Origin of the sequence: Tateyamaria omphalii (assembly GCF_019802125.1) — a bacterium.
GTDB lineage: Bacteria > Pseudomonadota > Alphaproteobacteria > Rhodobacterales > Rhodobacteraceae > Tateyamaria > Tateyamaria omphalii_B.
In genome coordinates this window covers 485596-507112 of sequence record NZ_JAHVHT010000003.1, presented here as the reverse complement: position 1 = coordinate 507112, position 21517 = coordinate 485596, and the positions used below count along the sequence as shown (strand labels likewise).

General features: G+C 60.3%; 21 protein-coding genes and 1 tRNA gene. 5 read left to right on the top strand and 17 right to left on the bottom strand.

The window, feature by feature from the left end; translation table 11 throughout:
• Nucleotides 1–64: 64 nt before the first annotated feature.
• From KUV51_RS14930 to KUV51_RS14880, 11 genes are all read right to left on the bottom strand, one after another.
• Nucleotides 65–138 (bottom strand) — tRNA-Gly (locus KUV51_RS14930).
• Between the two features lie 63 nt (nt 139–201).
• Entirely contained in the window at nt 202–1332 is a 1131-nt protein-coding gene (locus KUV51_RS14925; RefSeq protein WP_218463148.1) for a Gfo/Idh/MocA family protein, read from the bottom strand.
• 95 nt (nt 1333–1427) lie between these two features.
• The gene (locus tag KUV51_RS14920; RefSeq protein WP_222522393.1) at nt 1428–2486 is read right to left on the bottom strand and encodes a sugar phosphate isomerase/epimerase family protein; all 1059 of its coding nucleotides are present in this window, start codon (nt 2484–2486) and stop codon (nt 1428–1430) included.
• Nucleotides 2487–2508: 22 nt separating this feature from the next.
• The gene (locus tag KUV51_RS14915) at nt 2509–3561 is read right to left on the bottom strand and encodes a LacI family DNA-binding transcriptional regulator (RefSeq protein WP_218463150.1); all 1053 of its coding nucleotides are present in this window, start codon (nt 3559–3561) and stop codon (nt 2509–2511) included.
• 6 nt (nt 3562–3567) lie between these two features.
• Nucleotides 3568–5190: a dihydroxyacetone kinase subunit DhaK gene (locus tag KUV51_RS14910; protein WP_218463151.1), complete on the bottom strand. Its 1623-nt coding sequence runs from the start codon at nt 5188–5190 to the stop codon at nt 3568–3570.
• Between the two features lie 15 nt (nt 5191–5205).
• A complete protein-coding gene (locus tag KUV51_RS14905; protein ID WP_218463152.1) occupies nt 5206–6204 on the bottom strand; it encodes an ABC transporter ATP-binding protein in 999 nt (332 codons plus the stop codon).
• Nucleotides 6197–7294, bottom strand: coding sequence for an ABC transporter ATP-binding protein (locus KUV51_RS14900; RefSeq protein WP_218463153.1), 1098 nt, complete (start codon nt 7292–7294; stop codon nt 6197–6199). The genes KUV51_RS14905 and KUV51_RS14900 overlap by 8 nt, the downstream gene beginning before the upstream one ends.
• The gene (locus KUV51_RS14895) at nt 7294–7488 is read right to left on the bottom strand and encodes a hypothetical protein (protein WP_218463154.1); all 195 of its coding nucleotides are present in this window, start codon (nt 7486–7488) and stop codon (nt 7294–7296) included. Before KUV51_RS14895 ends, KUV51_RS14900 begins: the two co-directional genes overlap by 1 nt.
• Nucleotides 7489–7609: 121 nt before the next feature.
• A complete protein-coding gene (locus KUV51_RS14890) occupies nt 7610–8548 on the bottom strand; it encodes a carbohydrate ABC transporter permease (protein WP_039682756.1) in 939 nt (312 codons plus the stop codon).
• A 115-nt stretch (nt 8549–8663) separates the two neighbouring features.
• Complete coding sequence (locus KUV51_RS14885; RefSeq protein ID WP_218463155.1) at nt 8664–9611, bottom strand: carbohydrate ABC transporter permease; 948 nt, start codon at nt 9609–9611, stop codon at nt 8664–8666.
• Between the two features lie 103 nt (nt 9612–9714).
• The gene (locus tag KUV51_RS14880; protein WP_370630887.1) at nt 9715–11025 is read right to left on the bottom strand and encodes an ABC transporter substrate-binding protein; all 1311 of its coding nucleotides are present in this window, start codon (nt 11023–11025) and stop codon (nt 9715–9717) included.
• A gap of 398 nt (nt 11026–11423) precedes the next feature.
• Between KUV51_RS14880 and KUV51_RS14875 the strand changes: the two genes are divergently transcribed.
• The gene (locus KUV51_RS14875; RefSeq protein WP_218463157.1) at nt 11424–11567 is read left to right on the top strand and encodes a hypothetical protein; all 144 of its coding nucleotides are present in this window, start codon (nt 11424–11426) and stop codon (nt 11565–11567) included.
• Between the two features lie 32 nt (nt 11568–11599).
• Here the strand turns inward: KUV51_RS14875 and KUV51_RS14870 are convergent, their stop codons facing one another.
• Nucleotides 11600–12442 (bottom strand): formate/nitrite transporter family protein, encoded by an 843-nt coding sequence (locus KUV51_RS14870; RefSeq protein WP_370630853.1) that lies wholly within the window; start codon nt 12440–12442, stop codon nt 11600–11602.
• A gap of 202 nt (nt 12443–12644) precedes the next feature.
• Here KUV51_RS14870 and KUV51_RS14865 point away from each other — a divergent pair, with 202 nt between their 5' ends.
• The gene (locus KUV51_RS14865) at nt 12645–12824 is read left to right on the top strand and encodes a hypothetical protein (RefSeq protein ID WP_218463159.1); all 180 of its coding nucleotides are present in this window, start codon (nt 12645–12647) and stop codon (nt 12822–12824) included.
• Nucleotides 12825–12870: 46 nt separating this feature from the next.
• On the opposite strand, the gene KUV51_RS14860 is transcribed toward KUV51_RS14865, so the two are convergent.
• Nucleotides 12871–13269: a hypothetical protein gene (locus tag KUV51_RS14860; RefSeq protein WP_218463160.1), complete on the bottom strand. Its 399-nt coding sequence runs from the start codon at nt 13267–13269 to the stop codon at nt 12871–12873.
• A 167-nt stretch (nt 13270–13436) separates the two neighbouring features.
• On the opposite strand from KUV51_RS14860, the gene KUV51_RS14855 reads away from it, so the two are divergent.
• Nucleotides 13437–14087: a Crp/Fnr family transcriptional regulator gene (locus KUV51_RS14855; RefSeq protein ID WP_218464886.1), complete on the top strand. Its 651-nt coding sequence runs from the start codon at nt 13437–13439 to the stop codon at nt 14085–14087.
• A 23-nt stretch (nt 14088–14110) separates the two neighbouring features.
• Here the strand turns inward: KUV51_RS14855 and KUV51_RS14850 are convergent, their stop codons facing one another.
• From KUV51_RS14850 to KUV51_RS14840, 3 genes are read right to left on the bottom strand one after another with little or no spacing between them, the layout of a single operon-like run.
• Nucleotides 14111–15802 (bottom strand): sensor histidine kinase, encoded by a 1692-nt coding sequence (locus KUV51_RS14850; RefSeq protein WP_218463161.1) that lies wholly within the window; start codon nt 15800–15802, stop codon nt 14111–14113.
• Nucleotides 15803–15856: 54 nt separating this feature from the next.
• Nucleotides 15857–16405 (bottom strand): RNA polymerase sigma factor, encoded by a 549-nt coding sequence (locus KUV51_RS14845; protein WP_218463162.1) that lies wholly within the window; start codon nt 16403–16405, stop codon nt 15857–15859.
• Nucleotides 16395–16571: a NepR family anti-sigma factor gene (locus KUV51_RS14840; protein WP_218463163.1), complete on the bottom strand. Its 177-nt coding sequence runs from the start codon at nt 16569–16571 to the stop codon at nt 16395–16397. The genes KUV51_RS14845 and KUV51_RS14840 overlap by 11 nt, the downstream gene beginning before the upstream one ends.
• Before the next feature lie 99 nt (nt 16572–16670).
• On the opposite strand from KUV51_RS14840, the gene KUV51_RS14835 reads away from it, so the two are divergent.
• A complete protein-coding gene (locus tag KUV51_RS14835) occupies nt 16671–17486 on the top strand; it encodes a response regulator (protein ID WP_218463164.1) in 816 nt (271 codons plus the stop codon).
• Nucleotides 17487–17527: 41 nt separating this feature from the next.
• Here the strand turns inward: KUV51_RS14835 and KUV51_RS14830 are convergent, their stop codons facing one another.
• Nucleotides 17528–18025, bottom strand: a complete 498-nt coding sequence (locus tag KUV51_RS14830) for a Dps family protein (RefSeq protein WP_218463165.1) — start codon at nt 18023–18025, stop codon at nt 17528–17530.
• A gap of 329 nt (nt 18026–18354) precedes the next feature.
• Here KUV51_RS14830 and KUV51_RS14825 point away from each other — a divergent pair, with 329 nt between their 5' ends.
• Nucleotides 18355–21375 (top strand): hypothetical protein, encoded by a 3021-nt coding sequence (locus KUV51_RS14825; RefSeq protein WP_218463166.1) that lies wholly within the window; start codon nt 18355–18357, stop codon nt 21373–21375.
• The last annotated feature ends 142 nt before the right edge of the window (nt 21376–21517 follow it).

Genomic DNA, 21517 nt, shown 5'->3' with positions numbered 1-21517 from the left:
ATCCCGCACATGCATGTACCAGTGCAGTCTGGTCAAGTGGACAGGGCGGCGCATGGGGAAGGTTTGGAGCGGGCGGCGGGAATCGAACCCGCGTCATTAGCTTGGAAGGCTAAGGTCTTACCACTACACAACGCCCGCAGCTCCGATGCCTCAGATATGGCAAGGCCCGGGGCGGGTCAAGCCGCCCCATGGCCCCTATTGTTAGTGGTCGAGCTTGACCCAAGCCGCGTTCCGGGCCGAGGACTTGACGCAAGCCGACACGAATTGCACGCCCTTCAACCCGTCATGGACGGTCGGATAGAGCACGTCAGCAGGCACGCCCTGTCCCGCCTTGGCCGCCATGATCGCGTCCGCCGCTTCGGTGTAGATGTTGGCAAAGCCCTCAAGATATCCTTCGGGGTGACCCGGCGGGATACGCGAGACACGCGCCGCTGCATCACCTGCCCCCGCCCCATTGCGCGTGATCAGGCGCTTGGGTTCACCAAAAGGCGTGTGCCACAGGTAGTTCGGATCCTCCTGCGCCCATTCAAACCCGCCCTTGTCGCCATAGACCCGGATGCGCAGCGCGTTCTCGTTCCCAGGCGCCACCTGGCTGCACCACAGCATTCCTTTGGCCCCGCCGTCAAAGCGCAACATGACGTGGCCGTTGTCATCCACCTGCCGTCCAGGAACAAAGGCTGTCAGATCGGCGGCGAGGCTATCGACCTCGAGCCCGGTGATGAAACAAGCAAGGTTGAAGGCGTGCGTGCCAATGTCACCCGTAGACCCACCCGCACCCGAGCGCGCCGGATCCGTCCGCCACTCGGCCTGCTTGAAGTCTTGCTCGACCGTCAGCCAATCCTGCGGATACTCTACTTGCACCACCCGAATGGCGCCAATATCGCCATTTGCAACCATCTCACGCGCCTGCCGCACCATCGGGTAGCCCGTGTAATTGTGGGTCAGGATAAACAGCGCATCGCTATCTTCGGCTGCCTTCACCAGCTTCTTGGCGTCTGCCAGGGTCGAGGTGAGCGGCTTGTCGCAAATGACGTGAATGCCACGCTTCAGAAACTCGCGCGCGGCGGCGTAGTGCACATGGTTGGGCGTCACGATGCTGACCGCATCGATGCCATCCTTCCGCCGCGCCTCACGCTGCGCCATCTGCTTGAAGTCGTCGTAAATACGCGGCAGGCCCAGCGCCTCACCACTGGCCTGCGACTTCTCTGGCGTCGAACTCAACGCCCCCGCTACCAATTCGAAACGATCATCAATGCGGCTTGCGATACGGTGCACCGCTCCGATAAAGGCGTCATTGCCGCCACCCACCATACCCAATTTGATCCGGCTCATGTCATCCTCCCGGTCGGCATGTCAGCGCAACCGTCCCTCTTCCCTGTTTCAAAAAAATCCTCCCCGAAGGGCCGATCTGCCACAAGCGCCAACGCTTAGTCGTCTATGCCCAGCATCTTCCGGTTCGCTGCCTCGTCCGTGCCACCGTCAGCGAAGTCATCGAACGCACGTTCGGTCACGCGAATGATGTGATCCTTGACGAATTGCGCCCCTTCGCGTGCGCCATCTTCGGGGTGCTTCAGGCAGCATTCCCATTCCACTACAGCCCAACCGTCAAAGTCGTTGGCGGCCATCTTCGAAAACACAGCCCCAAAATCCACCTGCCCGTCACCCAAGCTGCGGAACCGTCCGGCTCGATCCACCCAGCTTTGATAGCCGGAATAGACGCCCTGCCGCCCGGTCGGATTGAACTCCGCATCCTTAACGTGGAACATGCGAATGCGATCCTTGTAGATATCGATATTGTCTAGGTAATCAAGGCATTGCAGCACATAGTGGCTGGGATCGTAGAGCATGTTGCAGCGCGGATGGTTGTCCAAACGCTCCAGGAACATCTCGAAAGTCACACCGTCGTGCAGGTCTTCGCCGGGGTGGATTTCATAGCAGACATCGACGCCCATCTCCTCCGCGTGATCCAGGATCGGACGCCAGCGCGCTGCCAACTCGTCAAAAGCCGCTTCGATCAGACCCGCCGGGCGCTGCGGCCACGGGTAGATGTAAGGCCACGCCAAAGCGCCGGAGAAGGTCGCGTGCGCCTTGATCCCCATGCGGGATGAGGCGGACAGGGCGTATTTCACCTGCTCCACCGCCCATTCCTGCCGCGCCTTGGGATTGCCGCGCACCTCTTCTGCGGCAAACCCGTCGAACGCGCTGTCATAAGCCGGATGCACGGCCACAAGCTGCCCCTGCAGGTGCGTCGACAATTCGGTCACTTCGACCCCGTTCTCGCGCGCCACCCCAAGAAACTCATCGCAATAGTCCTGCGAGCCCGCGGCCTTCATCACATCGAACAGACGCCCGTCCCAGCTGGGGACCTGCACGCCTTTGTAGCCGCACTCAGCCGCCCATTTGGTGATCGCGTCCCACGAATTGAACGGCGCCTCGTCACTTGCGAACTGCGCCAGAAACAGCGCCGGGCCCTTGATGGTTTTCATGATGTCTCCTCCCTTCATGCCGCTATGGGGACGGCATGTTTTCCTTCAAATAGATGTCGATGCGGATCCGTTCCTGCGTGTGATCAATGGGCTGGCGGTCCGCCGTGGCCTTCATCAGCCGCACGGCAGAACGCACCAGATGGCCCGTGTCCTGAGAGATGATGGCATCAAACACATCCTGCTCCAAGGCGGTGCGCGAGGTCGGCGTCAGCTCGTGCGCAACGACGACGAGACCGGGATGCGGATTGTCACTCAGATACTGGATCAGCCCCGGATTGCCTGCTGCAGACGAGTAGATGCCACAGAGGTCCGGATAGGACGCAAAGACCTCCGGCAGCATCCTGCGGATCAACTCGGGATCGTCCCGCCCCTCGATGCTGGCAACAACATCCAGCTCCGGAAAACGGTCCGACATGACGGCGTCAAAGCCCTTGCGCCGCTCCAGGTGGTCCCGCGCAAGCCGCGAGCCCGTGATGACAAGCACCCGCCCGCCCCGTTTGGCAAAGCGGCCCATGAGATGCGCGGCTGTCCGGCCAGCGGCCACGTTGTCCACACCGATGAAGTGGTCGCGGTCCGAACTTGGCAGATCAGCAACAAGGGCCACGACTACAATTCCGCGTGCCCGCGCGCGCTTGACGGCGTCCCGCACCGACGGAGTTTCCGGCCCGAAGACGGCCACACCGTCCGTCCGCGTGGCATCCACGCTGTCGAGCGCCTGAACGATGGCCTGCGGATCGAAGGGCGGCACACGCACGGTGTCCAATGTCGTCCGCTGATGGCGCAGCTTTGCGCCCTGTTCGGTCACATGCGCATCCAGCGCCACGACAAACTCGTTGTCCGTGTCCGGCAGAATGAACAGCATGTTATAGACACGCCCCCGCGCCAGGTTGGCCGCCGCCGTGTCGCGGACATAGCCCAACTCGGCAATCGCCTTGTTCACCTTGTCGATGGTGACAGAGCGCACGCCGGGGCGCGCGTTCAGGACACGGTCAACCGTCGCCAGCGACACACCCGCCACGCGGGCAATGTCATTGACGGTCGGTTTCAGGCCGCTCTTCGTGTCCTGTTTGTTCAAATGTGCCTACCCTTTCATGGCCTTTGCCAACCCTTCAAAAACCAGCGCCACGGCTTCCGCCCCCGGGTCGTTGTGCCCTTTGAGGTTGTCCGACGGGACATATGCCGCCCGGCCCGCCTTTGCACGGTGAATCTGCGCCGTGCTGTCCGCGCCCGCGCGTGCGGCGGCGGCAGAGGCGTCGATGCCCCCCGGTAGCGCATCCAAAGCGGGCGCCAGTGCGTCGATCATCGTCCGGTCCCCGACCTTGGCACCGCCCACATCACTGACCCGCTTCAGCCCTTCCGCCAGCGCCTTGTGCACCGGCGCACCACCAGCACAGGCGTCGCCTGCCGCGTTGAAATAGATGGCGAGGATCACGCCTGAAGACCCGCCCATGGTTTGGCTCAACTCGTTTCCGAGGGCCGGGAAAAGCTGTGTCAGGTCGGCCAGCGGCATCGCATCAAGCCGATCCTTGAGCGCCCGCGCGGCGGTGGCCAACGTGCTGCCCGTGTCCCCGTCGCCGGACTTGGCGTCGAGTTCGTTCAGGTCTCCTTCGGCAGCGATCAGCGCATCGGCCACCTGCGCAATGATATCCCGCGTCTGCGCATTGGCCGAAGGGATTGGCTCGATTGGGGTGAGGCCGTCTGGCAGCGGCGTTACCGGCACATCGACCAACCCCTGGAGGCCGGGCCATGCTGCCATCGGGACAGGTGTCGCCAGCGCTTCGAGATCATCGGCGCCCACCGGTAGCACAGACACGGAAAACCCGTGCATGTCGAGCGAAGTCATCATCGGTGCGGGGCCGATCACGTGGCTGGCGATGCCGGACTGCGCAAGCCCGTGGCTGAGCACCGACATTTCAAGCGGTGTGGTCGAGCCAAGATTGTTCACAAGGGCCACGCACGGCCCCTGCCCGGCGTGCTCGCGCAATTTTTCAAGCACGGTGTTCATCGCCTGGGACGCACCGGTGAAATCCACCTGCTCCACCCCCGGTTCGCCATGAATACCAAGACCCAGTTCGGCTTTGCCCGCCGGGATGCGGTTCTCCTTCGGTGAACCGGGCACGGTGCATGTGTCGAGGCTGGTGCCGATGGAGACCACGCTGGCGATGATGCGCCGGGCAGCGTCGGCGACCTCTTCCAGAGGCTTGCCTGCCTCGGCCATGGCGCCCGCAATCTTGTGCACGAAGAGCGTGCCCGCGACGCCGCGCGGCTGCGGCAGGTCGGGCAGCGCGATGTCATCATCGACGACCACCATCTCGACTTTTCGGCCCAGTGCGCGCGCCCGCTCGGCGGCCAGGCCGAAGTTCAGCCGGTCGCCGGTGTAATTCTTGACGATCAGCAGGCACCCCGCCTCGCCCGTAACGGCCAGAATGCCCGCGAGTACGGCCTCGACCGAAGGCGAGGCAAACACCTCGCCGCAGACCGCTGCTGTCAACATTCCGGGACCAACAAAACCGGCATGGGCGGGTTCGTGCCCCGAGCCACCGCCCGAGATCAGCGCCACCCGGTCGCGCGCCCAGTCCGTGCGGTAGACCACCTTGATGTGCGGATAGCCATCCAGCCGCGCCAGTGCGCCACCCGAGCAGGCCAGAAGCCCGTCGATGGCTTCCTTGACCAGATCCTCTTTCGCATTGACGAATTGTGCCATGTGCTTGTCCTTTTCTCAGGTGATCCGTGCGCCGGAAGCATCGAAAAACACAGGATTTTCCGGGGCGATCTGGATGGTCTCGCCGGCCTCGAGCGTCGTGTGTGGATCGGTCAGGGTGATGACGTCGTGGTCAGCCACTTTCAGGTGCAGCCGGGTCTGGTCGCCGAGGTGCTCCACCCGCACCACCTGCGCATCGCGGCCCGCACCGTGTCGGATATTTTCAGGCCGTAGTCCGACCTGATGGGCGCCTGCGGGGGCATCCTCACCCATCAGACCAACGGGCAGCAGGTTGATCCGAGGCTGGCCCAAACGCGCCGCCACATAAGCTGTGCGCGGGTTTTCGTAGATGTCGCGCGGCGTGCCAAACTGCACGAGCCGCCCTTCATCGAGCACACCCACATGGGTGGCCATCGTCATCGCTTCGATCTGGTCGTGGGTCACGTAGAGCAGTGTTGCCGCCAGTTCCGCGTGAATACGTTTCAACTCGACCCGCAGGTCAGCGCGCAGCTTGGCGTCGAGTGAGCTGAGCGGTTCGTCCATCAGATAGACTTGCGGATCGCGCACCAGCGCGCGCCCGATGGAGACACGCTGCATCTCGCCACCCGACAGCTCGGTCGCCTTGTTGTCGAGTTTATGTGGGATATGAAGAACTTCGGCCACCTCATTGACTTTGCGTGCTATTTCACCCTCGGGCGTCTTGAGAATGGGCGAGCGCAGAGGAAAGGCGAGATTGTCGCGTACGGACATGTGTGGGTAGAGGGAATACTGCTGAAACACCATCGCCACATCACGCTGTGCGGGGGTCAGATTGGTCACGGATGTGCCGCCGATCTTGATGTCACCGGTGTCCGGTTTCTCCAGCCCAGCAATCAGGCGCAGGGTCGTGGTCTTGCCTGCGCCAGTGGGTCCCAGCAGCACGACAAAAGCGCCGTCGGGAATGGTCAGGTCCATGTCGATAACCGCTTGCGTGGTCTTGAAGGATTTGGACACGCCGGTCAGTTGCACCTCAGCCATGGGCGAGCACTCCTTCGTTCAGTTCTGAGCGCAGGGCGCGGCCCGTGGCCTTGTCGAACAGGGTCACCGTCTTGGCGTTGAAGCCGAGGCCCACCGTCTCGCCCACCGTCGCGAGCTGGTCGGAGGCGATGCGTGCCTTCACCTCTCCGTTGGGCGTGTCGAGCGTGATGATTTGGGTCGTTCCGAGGTATTCAGTGGCGAGGATTTTGCCACGATAAGCGCCATCATCGGACAGATTGATATGTTCCGGGCGGACGCCGAAGACGAGATCGCCCGAAGCCCCTTCGCGCAAGGTCGGCACGCTCATCGTTTGGTCCGCAAGCGTGACCAACTCTTCGCCTTTCGCGACTTTTCCCTGAAAATTCAGGAAGTTCATGGACGGTGAGCCGATGAAGTCCGCTACGAACATGGTGGCAGGCATGTCGTAGATGTCCTGCGGTTTGCCGAACTGTTCGACAACGGCGTTGTTCATCACGACGATCTTGTCGCCCATCTGCATCGCTTCGAGCTGGTCGTGGGTGACGTAGACCGTGGTGGCCCCCATGCGGTCATGGAGGGCGCGCAACTCCTCCGCCATGTGTTCGCGGAATTCGGCGTCGAGCGCGCCGAGGGGTTCGTCCATCATGAACGCTTTGGGTTCACGAACGATGGCGCGACCGAGCGCAACCCGTTGCCGGTCGCCGCCGGACAGGCCGCCCACGGGTTTCTTGAGGATGTCCTTGATGCCGAGGATTGTTGCGACCTCGTCCACCTTGGCCCGGACTTGCGCGCGGGGCATGCCCTGGCTGACCAGCGGGTAGCTGAGGTTCTTGTAGACGTTCATGTGAGGATAGAGGGCGAACATCTGGAAAACAAAAGCAATATCGCGTTCCGACGGGGGACGCTGGCCGATCTCTTCGCCGTCGAGAAAGATCTCGCCGCTCGTGGGCAATTCGAGACCCGCGATCATGCGCAAGGTGGTGGTTTTGCCGCAGCCTGAGGGGCCCAAAAGCATAAAGAATTCACCGTCTTCGATCGTGAAGCTCGACTCTTTCACAGCGATGAAATCGCCGAATTCTTTGCGGACGTTCTTGATGACAATCTCGGCCATTACTCACCTTCCGGGAAGTGGCTGACGACGATGAACATGACGGTGCCCACCAGCGTCGTGATGAAGGAATAGGTGAAGGCCCAGAGGACGAAGGGCTGCATCAGCATGAAGACCCCGAGCGCGATGATGATGGTGGCCAGCATCTCCCACGGGCCGCGGCGCAGGCGCATGAGGCCGGTCAGGAATGTGCGCATGACGTGCCCTCCGATTGGCTGAAACGAGGGGGGTGACATCCGTACACCATCCGTACACCCCCTGTGCACCCCCCATGCACCCCCCCGGTGCACCAAGATGTTGTGGTTGGACATAGGCGGATCATTTGCGCACCGCTCCGAATGTGATGCCCCGCAGCAGGTGTTTGCGCAGCAGGATGGTGAAGATCATGACGGGCAACAGGAAGATCGTAGCCCCTGCCGCGACTGCCGGCCAGTCGAGGCCGCCGACGCCGATGATCGTGGGGATGAAGGGCGGTGCCGTCTGGGCCGTGGCCGAGGTGAGCAGCACCGCGAAGGCGTATTCATTCCAGGCGAAGATCAGGCAGAAGATAGCCGTTGAGGCGATGCCGGTGGCGGCTTGCGGCAGCACCACTTTATAGAACGCTTGGAACCGCGTGTAGCCGTCGATCAGGGCCGCTTCTTCGTACTCGCGCGGGATTTCGTCGATGAAGCCCTTGAGCAGCCAGACCGCGAGCGAGATGTTCACGGCCGTGTAGAGCAGGATCATGCCCAGATGCGTGTCCGACAGGCCGAGGTTGCGGTACATCAGGAAGATCGGGATCGCGACGGCGATGGGCGGCATCATCCTTGTACTGAGGATGAAGAACAGTAGGTCATCCGCCAAGGGTATCTTGAAACGCGAGAAAGCGTAGGCCGCGAGGGTGCCGAGGAAGACCGACAGGAAGGTCGAGCCGAAGCCGATGATGACCGAGTTCAGGAACCGTTCTCCGAACTTCGAGGGGCCGACGATGACCATGTCGTATTCGCGCACGATCTCATCCGCCCAGTTCTGCGGCGGGTTGGCGTCGAGGAATTCCTGCGTTTGCCGTGTGCGGGTCGTGAAGAGGTTCACGTAGCCTTCGAGCGTGGGCTCGAATACGACCTTGGGCGGGTAGCTGATGGCATCGCTGGGCGACTTGAACCCGGTGAGCATGATCCATGCCAGCGGGATCATCGTGATCAGCGCGTAGAGGATGACCAGCGATCCCGCGAACCATTTGGACCGCGTGCTGGGTTCAGTGACGGAATAGGCGCTCATGATCTGCGGTCCGGTTTGGGCGTCGGGGTTCGGAGGGGGGCTGTCTGCCCCCCGGTGCTGGCGCACCGCCCCCCGAGAGTTTTTCTGGCAAGATGAAGGGTGGATCGGGTCATGATCAGCGCTCCTTCACCTTGTTGAGGGCTTTGACGTAGATGCTGGCGAGGCCGAAGACCGTGACGAAGAGGATGATGGCGTAGGCGGATGCGTAGCCGGTGCGCCATTTTTCGAACGCCTCGCGCTTGAGGTTGATCGAGGTGAGTTCGGTTGTCGAACCCGGGCCGCCGCCGGTGAGTTGGACGACGAGGTCGAACATCTTGAAGTTCTCGATGCCGCGGAAAAGCACGGCGAGCATCAGGAAGGGCAGCACCATCGGAATGGTGATGGTGAAAAACTGGCGGAGTTTGGAGGCGCGGTCGACCTCGGCCGCCTCATAGATGTAGTCGGGGATCGACCGCAGCCCGGCGAGGCAGATGAGCATGACGAAGGGCGTCCACATCCACGTGTCCACGATGACGATGGACCATGGCGCAAGCTGGACGGAGCCGAGCATTTCGAAACTGCTGGGGTCTTTGCCGGTGAAGAAGGCGACGATGTAGTTGAAGAGGCCGATTTGCGGCTGGTAGAGGAATTTCCAGAAATTCCCGACCACCGCGGGCGACAGCATCATGGGCAGCACGATGATCGTGGTCCAGAGGTCGTTGCCCTTGAATTTCTTGTTGATCAGCCAGGCCAGCGTGAAGCCGATCAGCACCTGCAGCGCGATCGTCCAGAACAGGAAGTGCGCCGTGGCCTGCATGTTCAGCCAGATGTCGCTATCCGTGAGGATGCGTTCGTAGTTGCGCAGGCCGATGAATTCCGGTTCGCGGTTCAGCCGGTTGGCGCGGTAGTTGGTGAAGCTGAGCTGGATCGTCCAGATCAGCGGGAAGATGTTGATGGCCAGCAGCAGGAAGATCGTGGGGGCGACAAAGATCCACGCGATCGCGCGGTCGCTCAGTCCCTTGATCTTGCGCGCGACGCGTTGGGGCGTGGCCTTGGCGGCGCGGTTGGCGATGGTGTCTGTCATCTGGCACAGCTTTCTCGTGAGGTGGGCAGATTGCACACCCTACAAAGGGTCGGGTTCGGTCGGAGGTGGGGTGGGCATTGCTGCCCACCCCTGGGAGGAGGACTTAGAGCTTGCCTTCGTCCTCAAAGACTTCGGTCCAGTCCTCGATCAGCTTGTCGAGGGCTTCCTGTGCCGTGCCCTGATCCGCGACCACATAGTCGTGGATGCGCTTTTGCATGGCGAGCAGCAATTCGGCATAGGTCGGTTCCTGCCAGAAGTCCTGAACGTCGTTCATCGCTTCGAGGAAGTCACCGGCGAACGGCGCGCTGTCCTTGAAGCCCGGATCGTTCAGGACCGCGTTGTGGGCCGAGTAGCCACCCAGCTCCCACCACTTGGCCTGCACCTCGGGGTTGGCAAACCACTTGATGTACTCAAGCGCTGCATCCTGTTTGTCGGAATAGGCAACCACGCTGATCCCCTGCCCGCCCAGCGTCGAGCCGGCCTGGTTCTGAGGTGGGTTCACGAAGAAGTCGATCTTGTCCCCGCCGGTGTCCGGATCGGCATAGAGGCCGGGGAAGAACGCGAACCAGTTCATCGCCATGGCGACCTGACCGGACTTAAAGGCGTCGAGCGATTCACCCATGTAGGAGTTGGTGTAACCGGGTGGCGTCGCGGTTTCGTAGAACTCTTTGTAGAATTCCAGCGCTTCGACGGCTTCTGCAGAGTTTACCGCCCCCTCCATGTCGTAAGAGCCGGGAGTGTTCTCGTACTTGAACCCCCATGGATAAAGCGCCGAGGTCACGCCCATTGTGATCCCTTCGGAGCCGCGCTCGGTGAAGATGGACGCGCCGTAGACGGTCTTGCCATCGATCTCGCGGCCCTGGAAGAACTGGGCGATTTGCAGCATCTCGCGCTGGCTTTGCGGCTCGCGCAGGTCTTCGCCCGTGGCTTCCTTGTAGGCAGCCTGGATGTCGGCATCGGCGAACCAGTCGGCGCGGTAGAACCAGCCGTTGGCGTCGCCCATGGCAGGCAGTGCGTAGTAGTTCGGCGTGCCCTTGGGCCATGTGGAATAGGCGTAGACGGTCGCGGGTGCGAAGTCGTCCATGCTGATCCCTTCGGCGTCGAAGAAGTCGTTCAGCTTGACGTAATGCCCGTTCTCGGCGCCGCCGCCGATCCATTGGCTGTCACCGATCAGCAGGTCGCAGAGCTTGCCGCCCGAGTTCAGCTCGTTCAGCATCCGGTCGGCGAAGTTGGGCCAGGGGATGAACTCGAAGTTCATGGTGTGGCCGGATTGGGCCTCGAACTCCTTGCTGAGTTCCACCAATGCATTTGCCGGGTCCCAGGCGGCCCAGCAGAGTGTCAAATCATCTGCCATGGCCAAGGTTGGCACGCTGACAGATGTCATCAAGGCCGCACCCACGGCGGCTGAAGTCATTTTTTTCATATGATCCTCCCTATCGGTCCCGTGTTTGCGGTGACCTTGGGGGGAAACGCTATTTGAGGGACGTACATCATGTCAACGGATTTTTGAGGAACGTTCATCATTTTGACACGAAATTGGGCTATCTATCTGAGTTAAAAACCTATTTTACTTCACCTCAAAATATCGACGCCATGTGAAGCGGCACGCAACCCGCGACAATACTGTGACGGCGGCACGCCGAAAGCGTTTCGTATCGCCCCCTTTGGACGTTCAAAAAAGTAGAATTGCACCGACGGGGACATCTGCGGTTGGACAATTGATGTTTCGGCGGCGGCGCTCAAGGACCAGATATCGGGAACTGATGGTCCGAAGATGCGTTTTCCTTTCAAGCAGAAAAGAAAGGAGCAGACATGAGCATCGAAGCACTGATCGTGATCCTTCCTGCATTGACCTTTGGAATGGTTCTGGTCTGGGCGTATCTCAGCAAGCGCCGCACCGAACAGCGCATGGAAGAAAGCGATCGCGAGAAGTCCAGTCTCGCGAAGGATGGTTAGAAAAGACGGGGCGCCCAAAAGCGCCCCGTTCTTCATTTGGCGTCGTCAATTTCCGGGCGGATCTGGGCGTAGGTCATCATCGTGAAGACGGCTGTTCCGCCGATCACGTTTCCGACCAGAACGGGCAGGAAAAAACCGAACACAGCTTGCGGTGCACTGATCATCCCTTGAACGGCCAGAACGGCCATTTCGACGGATCCTGCAACGATATGCGTGAAGTCGCCCAACGCAATCAGCCACGTAAAGATGACGATAAGCAACACTTCGTTGTTTTGGGCCGATGGCAACATCCACACGATGGAGGCGATCAGAATGCCTGCGGGAATACCGCGCACCAAACCTTCGACAGCAGGGAAACCTGTCGCGTGCGCACTCAGTTCGTTGACTACGGCCAACATCTCTGGCGTGAGCGCGGGCGTGTAGACCAGGAACAGAGCAATCAGAAATGCGCCAATGACATTCGCAAAGAGCACGACCGACCACAGCGTGGCAACACGCGCAAATATCGATCGGCAGGGGTCGAGTACCATCGGCACGACGGTCGTGATCGTGTTTTCGGTGAACAATTGCATCCGGCCCAGTATGACAAGCAGGAAGCCAAGGGAATAACCCAGGTTTTCAATGATGTAGCGCCAGCCGGTATCGGGCAAATGGGCGCGGAGATACGCTTCTCCCAACACCGAAAAGCTGATGAGAATGCCAGCCGCGATGCCCGACCAGAACAACGTGTTAATTGGCCGCCCAAGCTCCTCGTCCCCATGCCTGCGTATGGTTTCGAAAATGAGCCGCGGCGACAGACCGGACGCCTCTGTTACCGCCTCATCCTCGCTTTTCTTTTCGACAAGAGTGGAAGACGAATTGTGGGTCATTTTCATGGTCCGACGTGCAAATCATTTACGCTTCAACGCAAATCCATCGGTTTCGTTCCGACGGCAATTGCCCGAACCGTGGTCTGCATTTTGGTACGGAGCCGGCAAACACATTCGGCTGTTGGAATGGTGTCGCGCACATTATTGTTGGAACTCCCGCGTCCTTTCGACGTTGTCATAACAACGCATGACCGAAAGGAGACGATACATGTCGGCACCCGACACAGATGTCGAAACGCAAACACGCAAACACTGGTTTGTTCTGGCCGGACTAGGCGTCGTGGTTCTGATCGCAGGCGTCTTTTTCGTGGCAAATGTCTATTCAAGTGTCGACGATAACGCCGCGCTCGTGGGTGACGATGCCCAGATGATCGAGCCGCAGAGCTAGACTTGCACACCGCGCACCCGATCGGATGATCGGGGCAACGTGATGCTTACGCGCTTTCGGGATCCCTGGCTGCGCGGATGGCCTGCACGGCGTGTCCGATGCAGAGGTCAAGGTCCTGATCCGAATAGGGTCTTTGCAAGAAGACGGCATCCACGTTCCGAGCACGGTGCGCATCGCCATTGATGAGGATCTGCCCCACGCCCGCATCCCGCAGGCTCTTGCACACATGATCGGCCACCTTGTCCTCGCCATGAAACGACAGAAGTGCGAGGGACGGCAGACGATGTCCTTGCTCCAACAACGAGGCAACCTCGGTCGCAGAGCGACAATGGACGATCTCTACGAAACCGAAGCGCTGCAGCGCGTCTGTGATGTCTTCGGCTTCTACAAAATTCGGAGTGACGACCAGACCCAGGGTCTGATCGGGTGTTGTGCGCGCTGTCATCGAGGTATCGCCCTTTCTTATGTTTGGACGTCCTCATTCCACCTGACTGCTCAAGGGAGCAATAAACTGTGACATACCAAGACGATGTTTCGACAATTAGTTGCGACAAATGCCCGTTGCGGCGGAAAGACGGCTTCCTGCCGTTCGAGCCGGAAGAAGTGACCTTCATGAAACGCTTTAAAACAGGTGAAATGGTTGCCGAGACCGGGACGCAACTGTTCATGGAGGGGTCACGCGCCGCACAGCTTTTCACCGTACTGTCGGGTATGGGGATACGTTACAAGACATTGGAAGACGGGCGCCGACAAGTCATCGGCTTTGTCATGCCCGGCGATTTCATTGGCTTGCAGGCCGGTGTGCTGGACGCAATGTGCCACTCCGTCGAAGCGTCGACACCGATGCGGTTGTGCGTGTTCAACAGAAGCCGTGTGTTCGAACTGTTTCAAAACCAGCCCGAGCGCGCCTTTGCGTTGACCCACATTGCTGCCGTTGAAGAGCACTTTCTGGGCGATGCGCTGACGACTGTCGGCCAACGCGGCGCGTTGGAAAAGATCGCTTGGAGCCTGCACCGCTTCTTTCGCCGCGCCTCCATGCTGGACTTGAACAAAGGGCAGACATGCCCCCTGCCCTTCAGGCAACAGGATCTGGCGGATGCGCTGGGGCTGTCACTGGTGCACACCAACAAGACCCTTGCGAAACTCAAGGCGAATGGCGTCGTACAATGGTCAAATGGCGTGTTGAACATACTGGACGAAGACGCGCTGACCGAGCTTTCGGGGATCGATCCCGACACCGTGCAACGTCGGCCCCTTATCTAGGGCCGTTTTAGCCCGCGGCTGGATTACGACGCTGCCGTCTGCTGCGCCCACGGCCTTGGAACGGCCGGTTCGGCATCGGCCCGCGGGAAGGTGACGACATATTTGAAATGCGTATCCGACACCTCACGGTCCTCTTCACCGTCGAGCTGCGCCACGAAGGCACGTATCAGCCGCGTACCGATACCACTGCTTTCCATCAGAGCCGGTGACTCGTTCGACCCCGCGCCTACCGTGTTGGTGATGGTGAAACGCAACATGCGCTCGCCCAATTCCTCGAGCGTGATTTCAAGGGTCAGAACATCGTCCATCGGGGCGTCTATGTACTTGACCGCATTCGTCAACGCTTCGGCCGCGAGCATGGACAATGTCACCGCCTGGTCTTGCCCCAGCTGAACGGACGCGACATCTGTCGTCGTCTGAATCTTGCGCTTCAGGCCGTTGGCCATCGGGATCAATTCGTTGACCAGGCGCTGGATCAGTTTTCTCGCGTCGATGCTGGTTTCATCGGAGTTGGTGTTCATCGTTTGATGCACCGTGGCCAGACCCCGCACGCGTTGCTGCAATTGTGACAAGAGCGCACGGGTCTCGGGCGTCTTGGCGGCGCGTGCGTGCATGTTCATGATCGACGCGATCAGCTGCAGATTGTTTTTCACCCGGTGGTGTATCTCGCGCAGCAGAATGGTCTTTTCATCCAGATCCTGTTCCGCCTGACGCTCCGCGCGCACGAGCGACTGGACCATTCGGTTGAACGACGTCTCAAGCACTTCGAACTCTGCCGGAGGATCCACGAATTGCAGTTTCGGCTCATCCCGCTCGCCCAGCGCGAACCGCCGCATCGCACTGCGAAGTGCATAGATATGTCGGATGACCAGGCGGTGCAGCCCAAGGAACGCGACCGCCAGCCCAGCAAACCACATCAGGATCGGAAACAGCAATGGCACCCACACTGGCAGCGTGCCGATGCTGTCAATGCTGCGCCCCGTCGGCCAGGAGCCCACGACAACCACTTCGTCGGGAATGATGGACGATATCGCAAACAGCCGCTCACGCCCGTCTATGGCCCGCGCAATGAACGTGTCACCGTCTCTTTGAATGAAGTCGGTTGGCGCGACATTGGCAGGCAGAAGCTGTCCGGCCGACGACAGATCATTTGTCGAAAACAGAACCCGACCAGACCGATTGATCGTCACGTGATCAAAACCACTGTCCCCGGCGATCAGCGGGTTTGCGGCTTCATGTGGCAAGGACAGCGACACGAAACCCGCAAACCTGCCCTCTATCTTGACCGGATTGCTGATGATGACGACCGACTCGCCCGTGGCGACACCCGACAGGTTCACCTCGAATATCTGCCCCTCCTGTTCCAGGGCACGGGCAAAGCTGGGATCATCCGCAAAATCGAATGTCACACCGTTCGATGCGCATTCCATCATGCCGGTCCTGTCAATGAAGCCGGCAAAAACGAATGTGTCCTGACGACTGACGAAACGCGCCATCATGTCCGAGCATTGCGCGGCGTCATCGGCCACCGGCCCCAAAAGAGCGGCCAGGCCCTCGGCAGCGCCGCGCCCGCGCTCAAGCAGCCGACGCTCGTTGGCGGCGGCGCGCTCGGTTTCTGAAAGGACGATCTCTTCGGACAGCTGAATTGTTGCGGTCACGACTTCATTGGTCTGCCACAGGGCAATGGCCCCCAACGGGAACAGGGCCAAAGTCATCAGCCCTGCCAGACGGACAAAAAGCCCGCGTGTCCACGTATCTCGTTGCAAGTCTTACGCCACGTTTTGAGCCGACACGATCCCCGCGGTCACGCTGTCTGTCAATTCGATATCATCCGGATCGTCGACGGCCATCAGCTCTGCCAGTCGCGCACGTCCACGATTGACGCGGCTCTTGATGGTGCCAACGGCAACGCCGCAGGTCTCTGCGGCTTCCTCGTAGGAAAATCCACCGGCACCGACCAACACCAACGCTTCGCGCTGCTCATCGTTCAGCTGGTCGAAGGCCACGGCAAAGTCACGCATGGCCAACCGCCCGTCATGGTCCGGCTTCTGTGCAAGCGTGTCAGCATAGACCCCGTCGACATCCTCCACCTCACGCTTCCGCTTGCGGTGCAGCGAATAGTACGTGTTGCGCAAAATGGTGAACAGCCAAGCACGCATGTTCGAGCCGGGTTCGAACTTGTCGATATTCGTCCACGCCTTGATCAAAGCATCCTGGACCAGATCGTCGGCCGTCGCACCATTTCGGCACAGGCTGAGAGCAAATGCGCGCAGCGGACCCAGATGCTCGACCAACTCGTCTCGCGGGTCAGTCGTCATGCTTTTCTCCCTTGTCAGAAGATGCCTGTACGTTTCCGGTCCGCAACTGGTTGAGCAGATCCGTGAACCGGTCAGGCACGGGCTCATTGGCCATGTTGTCGAATGCGCGTTTGAGGTTCGCGTCAATCTCTGCTTCGATCTCTGTTTTTCGGGTCTGCCGTGTCATCAGGTCTGGCTTCTCGATCAATTTTATTAGCGTGTCACGGAACCAATACGCATGACAGCGCGTATGGTTCCAAGACTAGGTCGAAAAAAGGCAAAGAAAATGAACAAGGACGCAAGGGAGCAACTCGCCGACGATGTGAGTGCCAACCTTCCTTACCTGCGCCGCTATGCGCGCGCTCTGACAGGCAGCCAGGACAGCGGTGACACCTATGCACTCGCAACGCTCGAGGCGATTTTGTCCGATCCCGATCAATACAATGGCGGCCCGGATGCAAAAGTTGCCCTGTTCCGCAGTTTCCACGCGATCTGGACGACATCCGGCGCGGTCTTTGGAAACGATTCAGATGCGACAGATCTTGCCCGCAAGGCACGCGACCATCTGTCGAAGCTGACGCCGAACACACGCGAGGCGCTGCTGCTTCACACCGTAGAAGACTTTTCGCCCGCCGATGTTGGCACCATCATGGATGTGCCCCCGGAGGAAGCGCAGGAATTGATCGACATCGCCTATGCCGAGATGGGCCAAAACGTATCGGGGAGGGTCATGATCATCGAGGATGAGGCGATCATTTCCATGGATCTCGAAACCATCGTCGCCGACATGGGCCACCGCGTCACCGGCATCGCGCGCACACGTGACCGCGCCGTGCAACTGGCCAAGGAAGAAAGCGCGGATCTGATCCTGTCGGACATCCAGCTTGCGGACAATTCCAGCGGGATTGACGCGGTGAACGACATCATCGCCGCGCAAGGCGAGCGTCCCGTCATCTTCATCACCGCGTTTCCCGAACGGCTTCTGACCGGCGAGGGGCCGGAACCGGCATTCCTCATCTCAAAGCCGTACACCGAAGCGCAGGTCAAATCGGCCGTCAGTCAGGCCATGTTCTTTTCATCGACGGAAACGTTGAAAGCCTGAGGAAAAAACCCCGCCGCACGCTTGCGGCGGGGTTCCGTGTCTCATGACTTGGAAATGGCGCGCAGCATCCATGCCGCCTGTTCGTGGAAGGCCGAACGCGCGGTCGCCATGTCTTCGGTGACGATGTCGCGATTGCGTTCCGCCAGTTCTGCAAGCGCATGCAAACGGTGCGCCAGGCGCTCATGATCTGCTGCCAGGTCTTCGACCATCTGCGCGGTGGACATCGGCCCCTTGGGATCCTCGACCCGCGACCGGCTCACGATGTCCCTGAGCGCGGAGGGCGCAAGCTCACCCAAGGCACGCACCCGCTCTGCCAGCGCATCCGCGGCTTCGAACATGTTGGTGTAATGCTCTTCCGTCAGGTTGTGCACCGAATAGAACAGCGGCCCCTCGACATTCCAGTGGTAGGCATGTGTTTTGAAAACAAGGCAATAGGTGTCCGCCAGAACATCCGAAAGACCGGTTGCCACCGCTTCCGTATTCTGGACGCCGGTTGAGACGTCGTCGCTTGAAGGAACAACTTTCAATGCGTCAGTCATCGTGATCTCCGTTATGGGTTGCGTTGCCTATTCAACGGGAAAAGCGACCAAGAGTTCCTTTTTCCACGCAAAATCCGCCCGAGCGCAGACGGGCCGGTACCAAGCCCGATGGCGCAGCCGCAGGGCACCAAGATCCAGGTCGATCCGAGGCTGACCACCCGCTCGACAAAGCGATTGAGCGCGATAGGCCACCCCGGCCTTCCGTCAAGAGACAGACCTGCAAAAAGTCGCATCAGCATGGGAGATCACCCGGAATGAGCGAAATTTTGCGTATACAAATTCGCGCTTAGGTGGCATTCTGCCGATATTCGATGCAGGAGACCAATTCTATGCGCGCTCGTTTTCTCGTCCCCGTTCTTCTCGCCCTGTTTTCAATGTCGCACATCACCTCGGCCGAAGAGCCGCCGCAAGCGGGCCAGAGTGCTGAGCTTCCGTTGCCAAGCACCTTGCCCCTGATCGACTATGAAAACGTGCTGTTTCCGTGGATCGCGAAACGCGAGTATGTGGCGCTGGACTGGAAACGCGACAAAAGCTGGCGCGACACGGGCCCGTTTGTCTTCAATATGAGTTTCGGCATCCACCCGGCTGTCCGCATGTACTACTCGCCCGAGATCATGACCTGGCTGGAGGGCGGCCGCGAAGGCGCGATCGAGGACGGGGCCATCGTTGTCAAGGAAATGGTGAACCCGCCGTCGGCCCGATACAACGAGCATTATGCAAGCCTGCTGAAAGAACACCCGAACGACCCGGAAAGGGTCGCGCGGGAGATGGAACATTATGCCTACAACGAAGGTGGCCTGAACTGGACGGTTATGGTCAAGGACAGCGCCCTGTCCCACGGCGGGTGGTTCTTCGCATCGGTCTATTTTGCGAACACAGAGGATATGAAGGCGCGCAAACCGGTCATCGACACATTCGAGGCGCCCTTCAGCCCGCCGCTGGGTGCGGGTGGCGACGGGATGTGCATGCGCTGTCACGCCTCTGCCGCCGAAGAGCTGATCTTTTCCGCGCTCGAGAACATCGAAGGGTATCCGGGTGAACCGGTGATTTACCGCGTGGACGCCAGCTGGCGCGACCTGCCCATGGCGCAAAAGCCCGCCTTTGGTGCGAGCCTCGAGGAGATGATCAAGTCCTACGTGAACGACCCCCACGACCCTGCCGCCATGCGCGCCGCACATGTGGCCGCGGCCAAGGCGTCACCGGTCGACCAGAACAAGGCATTTACCGATATGTTCCCGGGTACGGGCGGTGTCGACATCACGCGCGCCAATCTGCAAACGCTGCCCAGCGAATGGCTGGATCACGTGCCTGCGCGGCCCAACGACACCCAGCATTTCCTGACCTCGGACAATTGCGTGGGCTGCCACGGTGGCCTGGGCGGTGCGCCTTCCGGGGTGACCATGTTCATCAAGGACGGCCCCGCCTATGGCGACGGGTTCAACATCTCCGAATACGGCGAATGGCGCTGGTCACCGATGGGGCTGGCCGGGCGTGACCCGATTTTCTATGCGCAACTCGAATCCGAATTTGCCCTGCTGGAAGAGGCGGGCGTAGGTGATCTGTCCGAAAACCTCGGCACCACGTGCCTGTCCTGCCACGGTGCGATGGGTCAACGCCAGCTTGAGATCGACGCACACAACAACCCGGACAGCGGTCTGGACGGCAACACCTTCAAGGTGGCCTACACCCTGCTGCATGATCCGCTGACCACGGCTGAAAAGGAACAGCAGATCGCCGACGGCACCTACGACTACCATGAATACGGCAACCTCGCCCGCGAGGGGATCTCCTGTGCCGTATGCCACCACATCGCGCCGCCGGAACGCGCGGAAGGGCAGCCGGACTACAACACGCTCGACACCTATCTGATGAACGGCACCACGGGCGTGTTCCGCACGAACCCGGCCAACGAGCTGATCGGCCCGTTCCAGGACGTGCGCCAGAAGCCGATGCAGAACGCCATGGGCATCACGCCGCTGCATGACGACTACATCACGGAAAGCGAGATGTGCGGCGCGTGCCACACCATCAACCTGCCCAATGTCGACGCCGCGACAGACAAGCCCCTGCCCGGATTCACGGTCGAGGAACAGGCGATCCTGAACCAATCGGCACAGAACGCTGTCGAATTCCTCAAGGACGAGTTCGGCGTGACCTATCGTGAGCCGCTTGTGCAATTCCAGCACTCGGTCGAGCAGGCCACCTTCCTCGAATGGCAGAACAGCCAGTTCGCGGACGCAGGCACGGCCCAGTCCTGTCAGGACTGCCACATGAAAAGCAATTTCGAGACCATGGATGGCAGGATCAAGATCGAAAGCCTGACCACGCAGATCGCGACCATTCAGGACACGAACCTGCCCGAAGTGCCCAACGCGCTGCCACATGACGAGTTGGATGTGCCCTTCCGCGACGACTACAAGCGGCACAATTTCGTGGGCCTGAACGCCTTCATGGTCGAGATGCTGTCGCAATTCGACGAAGAGATGGGACTGGGGCCCAAGGACCCGATGACCTACGCGACCAACGGTGCAGCCCTGTCATTGGAGACGATGGCCCTGCAGGCCCGGGATGAAACGGCGGATGTGGCCATCGAAAGCCTGTCGGCCACGGGTGGCGTACTGGAAGCGGTCGTCAGTGTTGACAACAAGACAGGGCACCGCCTGCCGTCGGGCGTCGGCTTCCGCCGCGCGTTCCTTGAGGTGAAGCTGACGGATGCGAATGGCAAGCAGGTCTGGTGTTCCGGCTGTACGAATGGCGCGGGGGTCATCATCGGCCCGGATGGGAAGCCGCTGAAGACCGAATTCCTCGACTTCGTCCCCGACGGTGCGACGGAAGCGCTCTACCAACCGCATTACGATCTGATCGACAGTGAAACGCAGGTGCAGATCTACGAGGAGTTGACCCAGAATGCGAAGAAGGAGTTCACCTCCAGCTTCGTGCACCGCGTCTACCACCCCAAGGACAACCGGCTGCTGCCGTGGGGCGCGGCGGAGCCCGGCACGGAAGCCTTCAAGGCGCGGTTTGGAGACTCGGAGGTGACGGCCGCGTTCATGAAAGCGACGATGCCCGAAGGGCGCGCCGAACATGACGCGGGCGTCAAGGCTGGCAAGGACGAGTTGACCTACAAGATCACGTTGCCATCCGGCGTGGATATCAGCGGCGGTATGATCTCCGCCACGCTCTACTCGCAGGCGATCCCGCCCTACTATCTCAAGCAGCGCTTCGAAACGGCGCCTACGGGCCCCGCGACGCAACGGCTCTACTATCTCGCGAGCCGTCTAAAGACCAAGGGCACCTTGATCGAAGACTGGAAACTCAAGATCCAGAGCGACAGCGCGCAACTGCAGTAAGGACAGCGCACCCGAACACCGGCCAGCTGGCTTTGGCCGGTGTTCCGACAAATCCTTGCAACCGCGCGCTCCAAGCCTTGCGAGATCAATCGAACGGCCGCAGCGCCTGGTGCAGTTTCCATCCATTCTGAAAGCTGTTGCC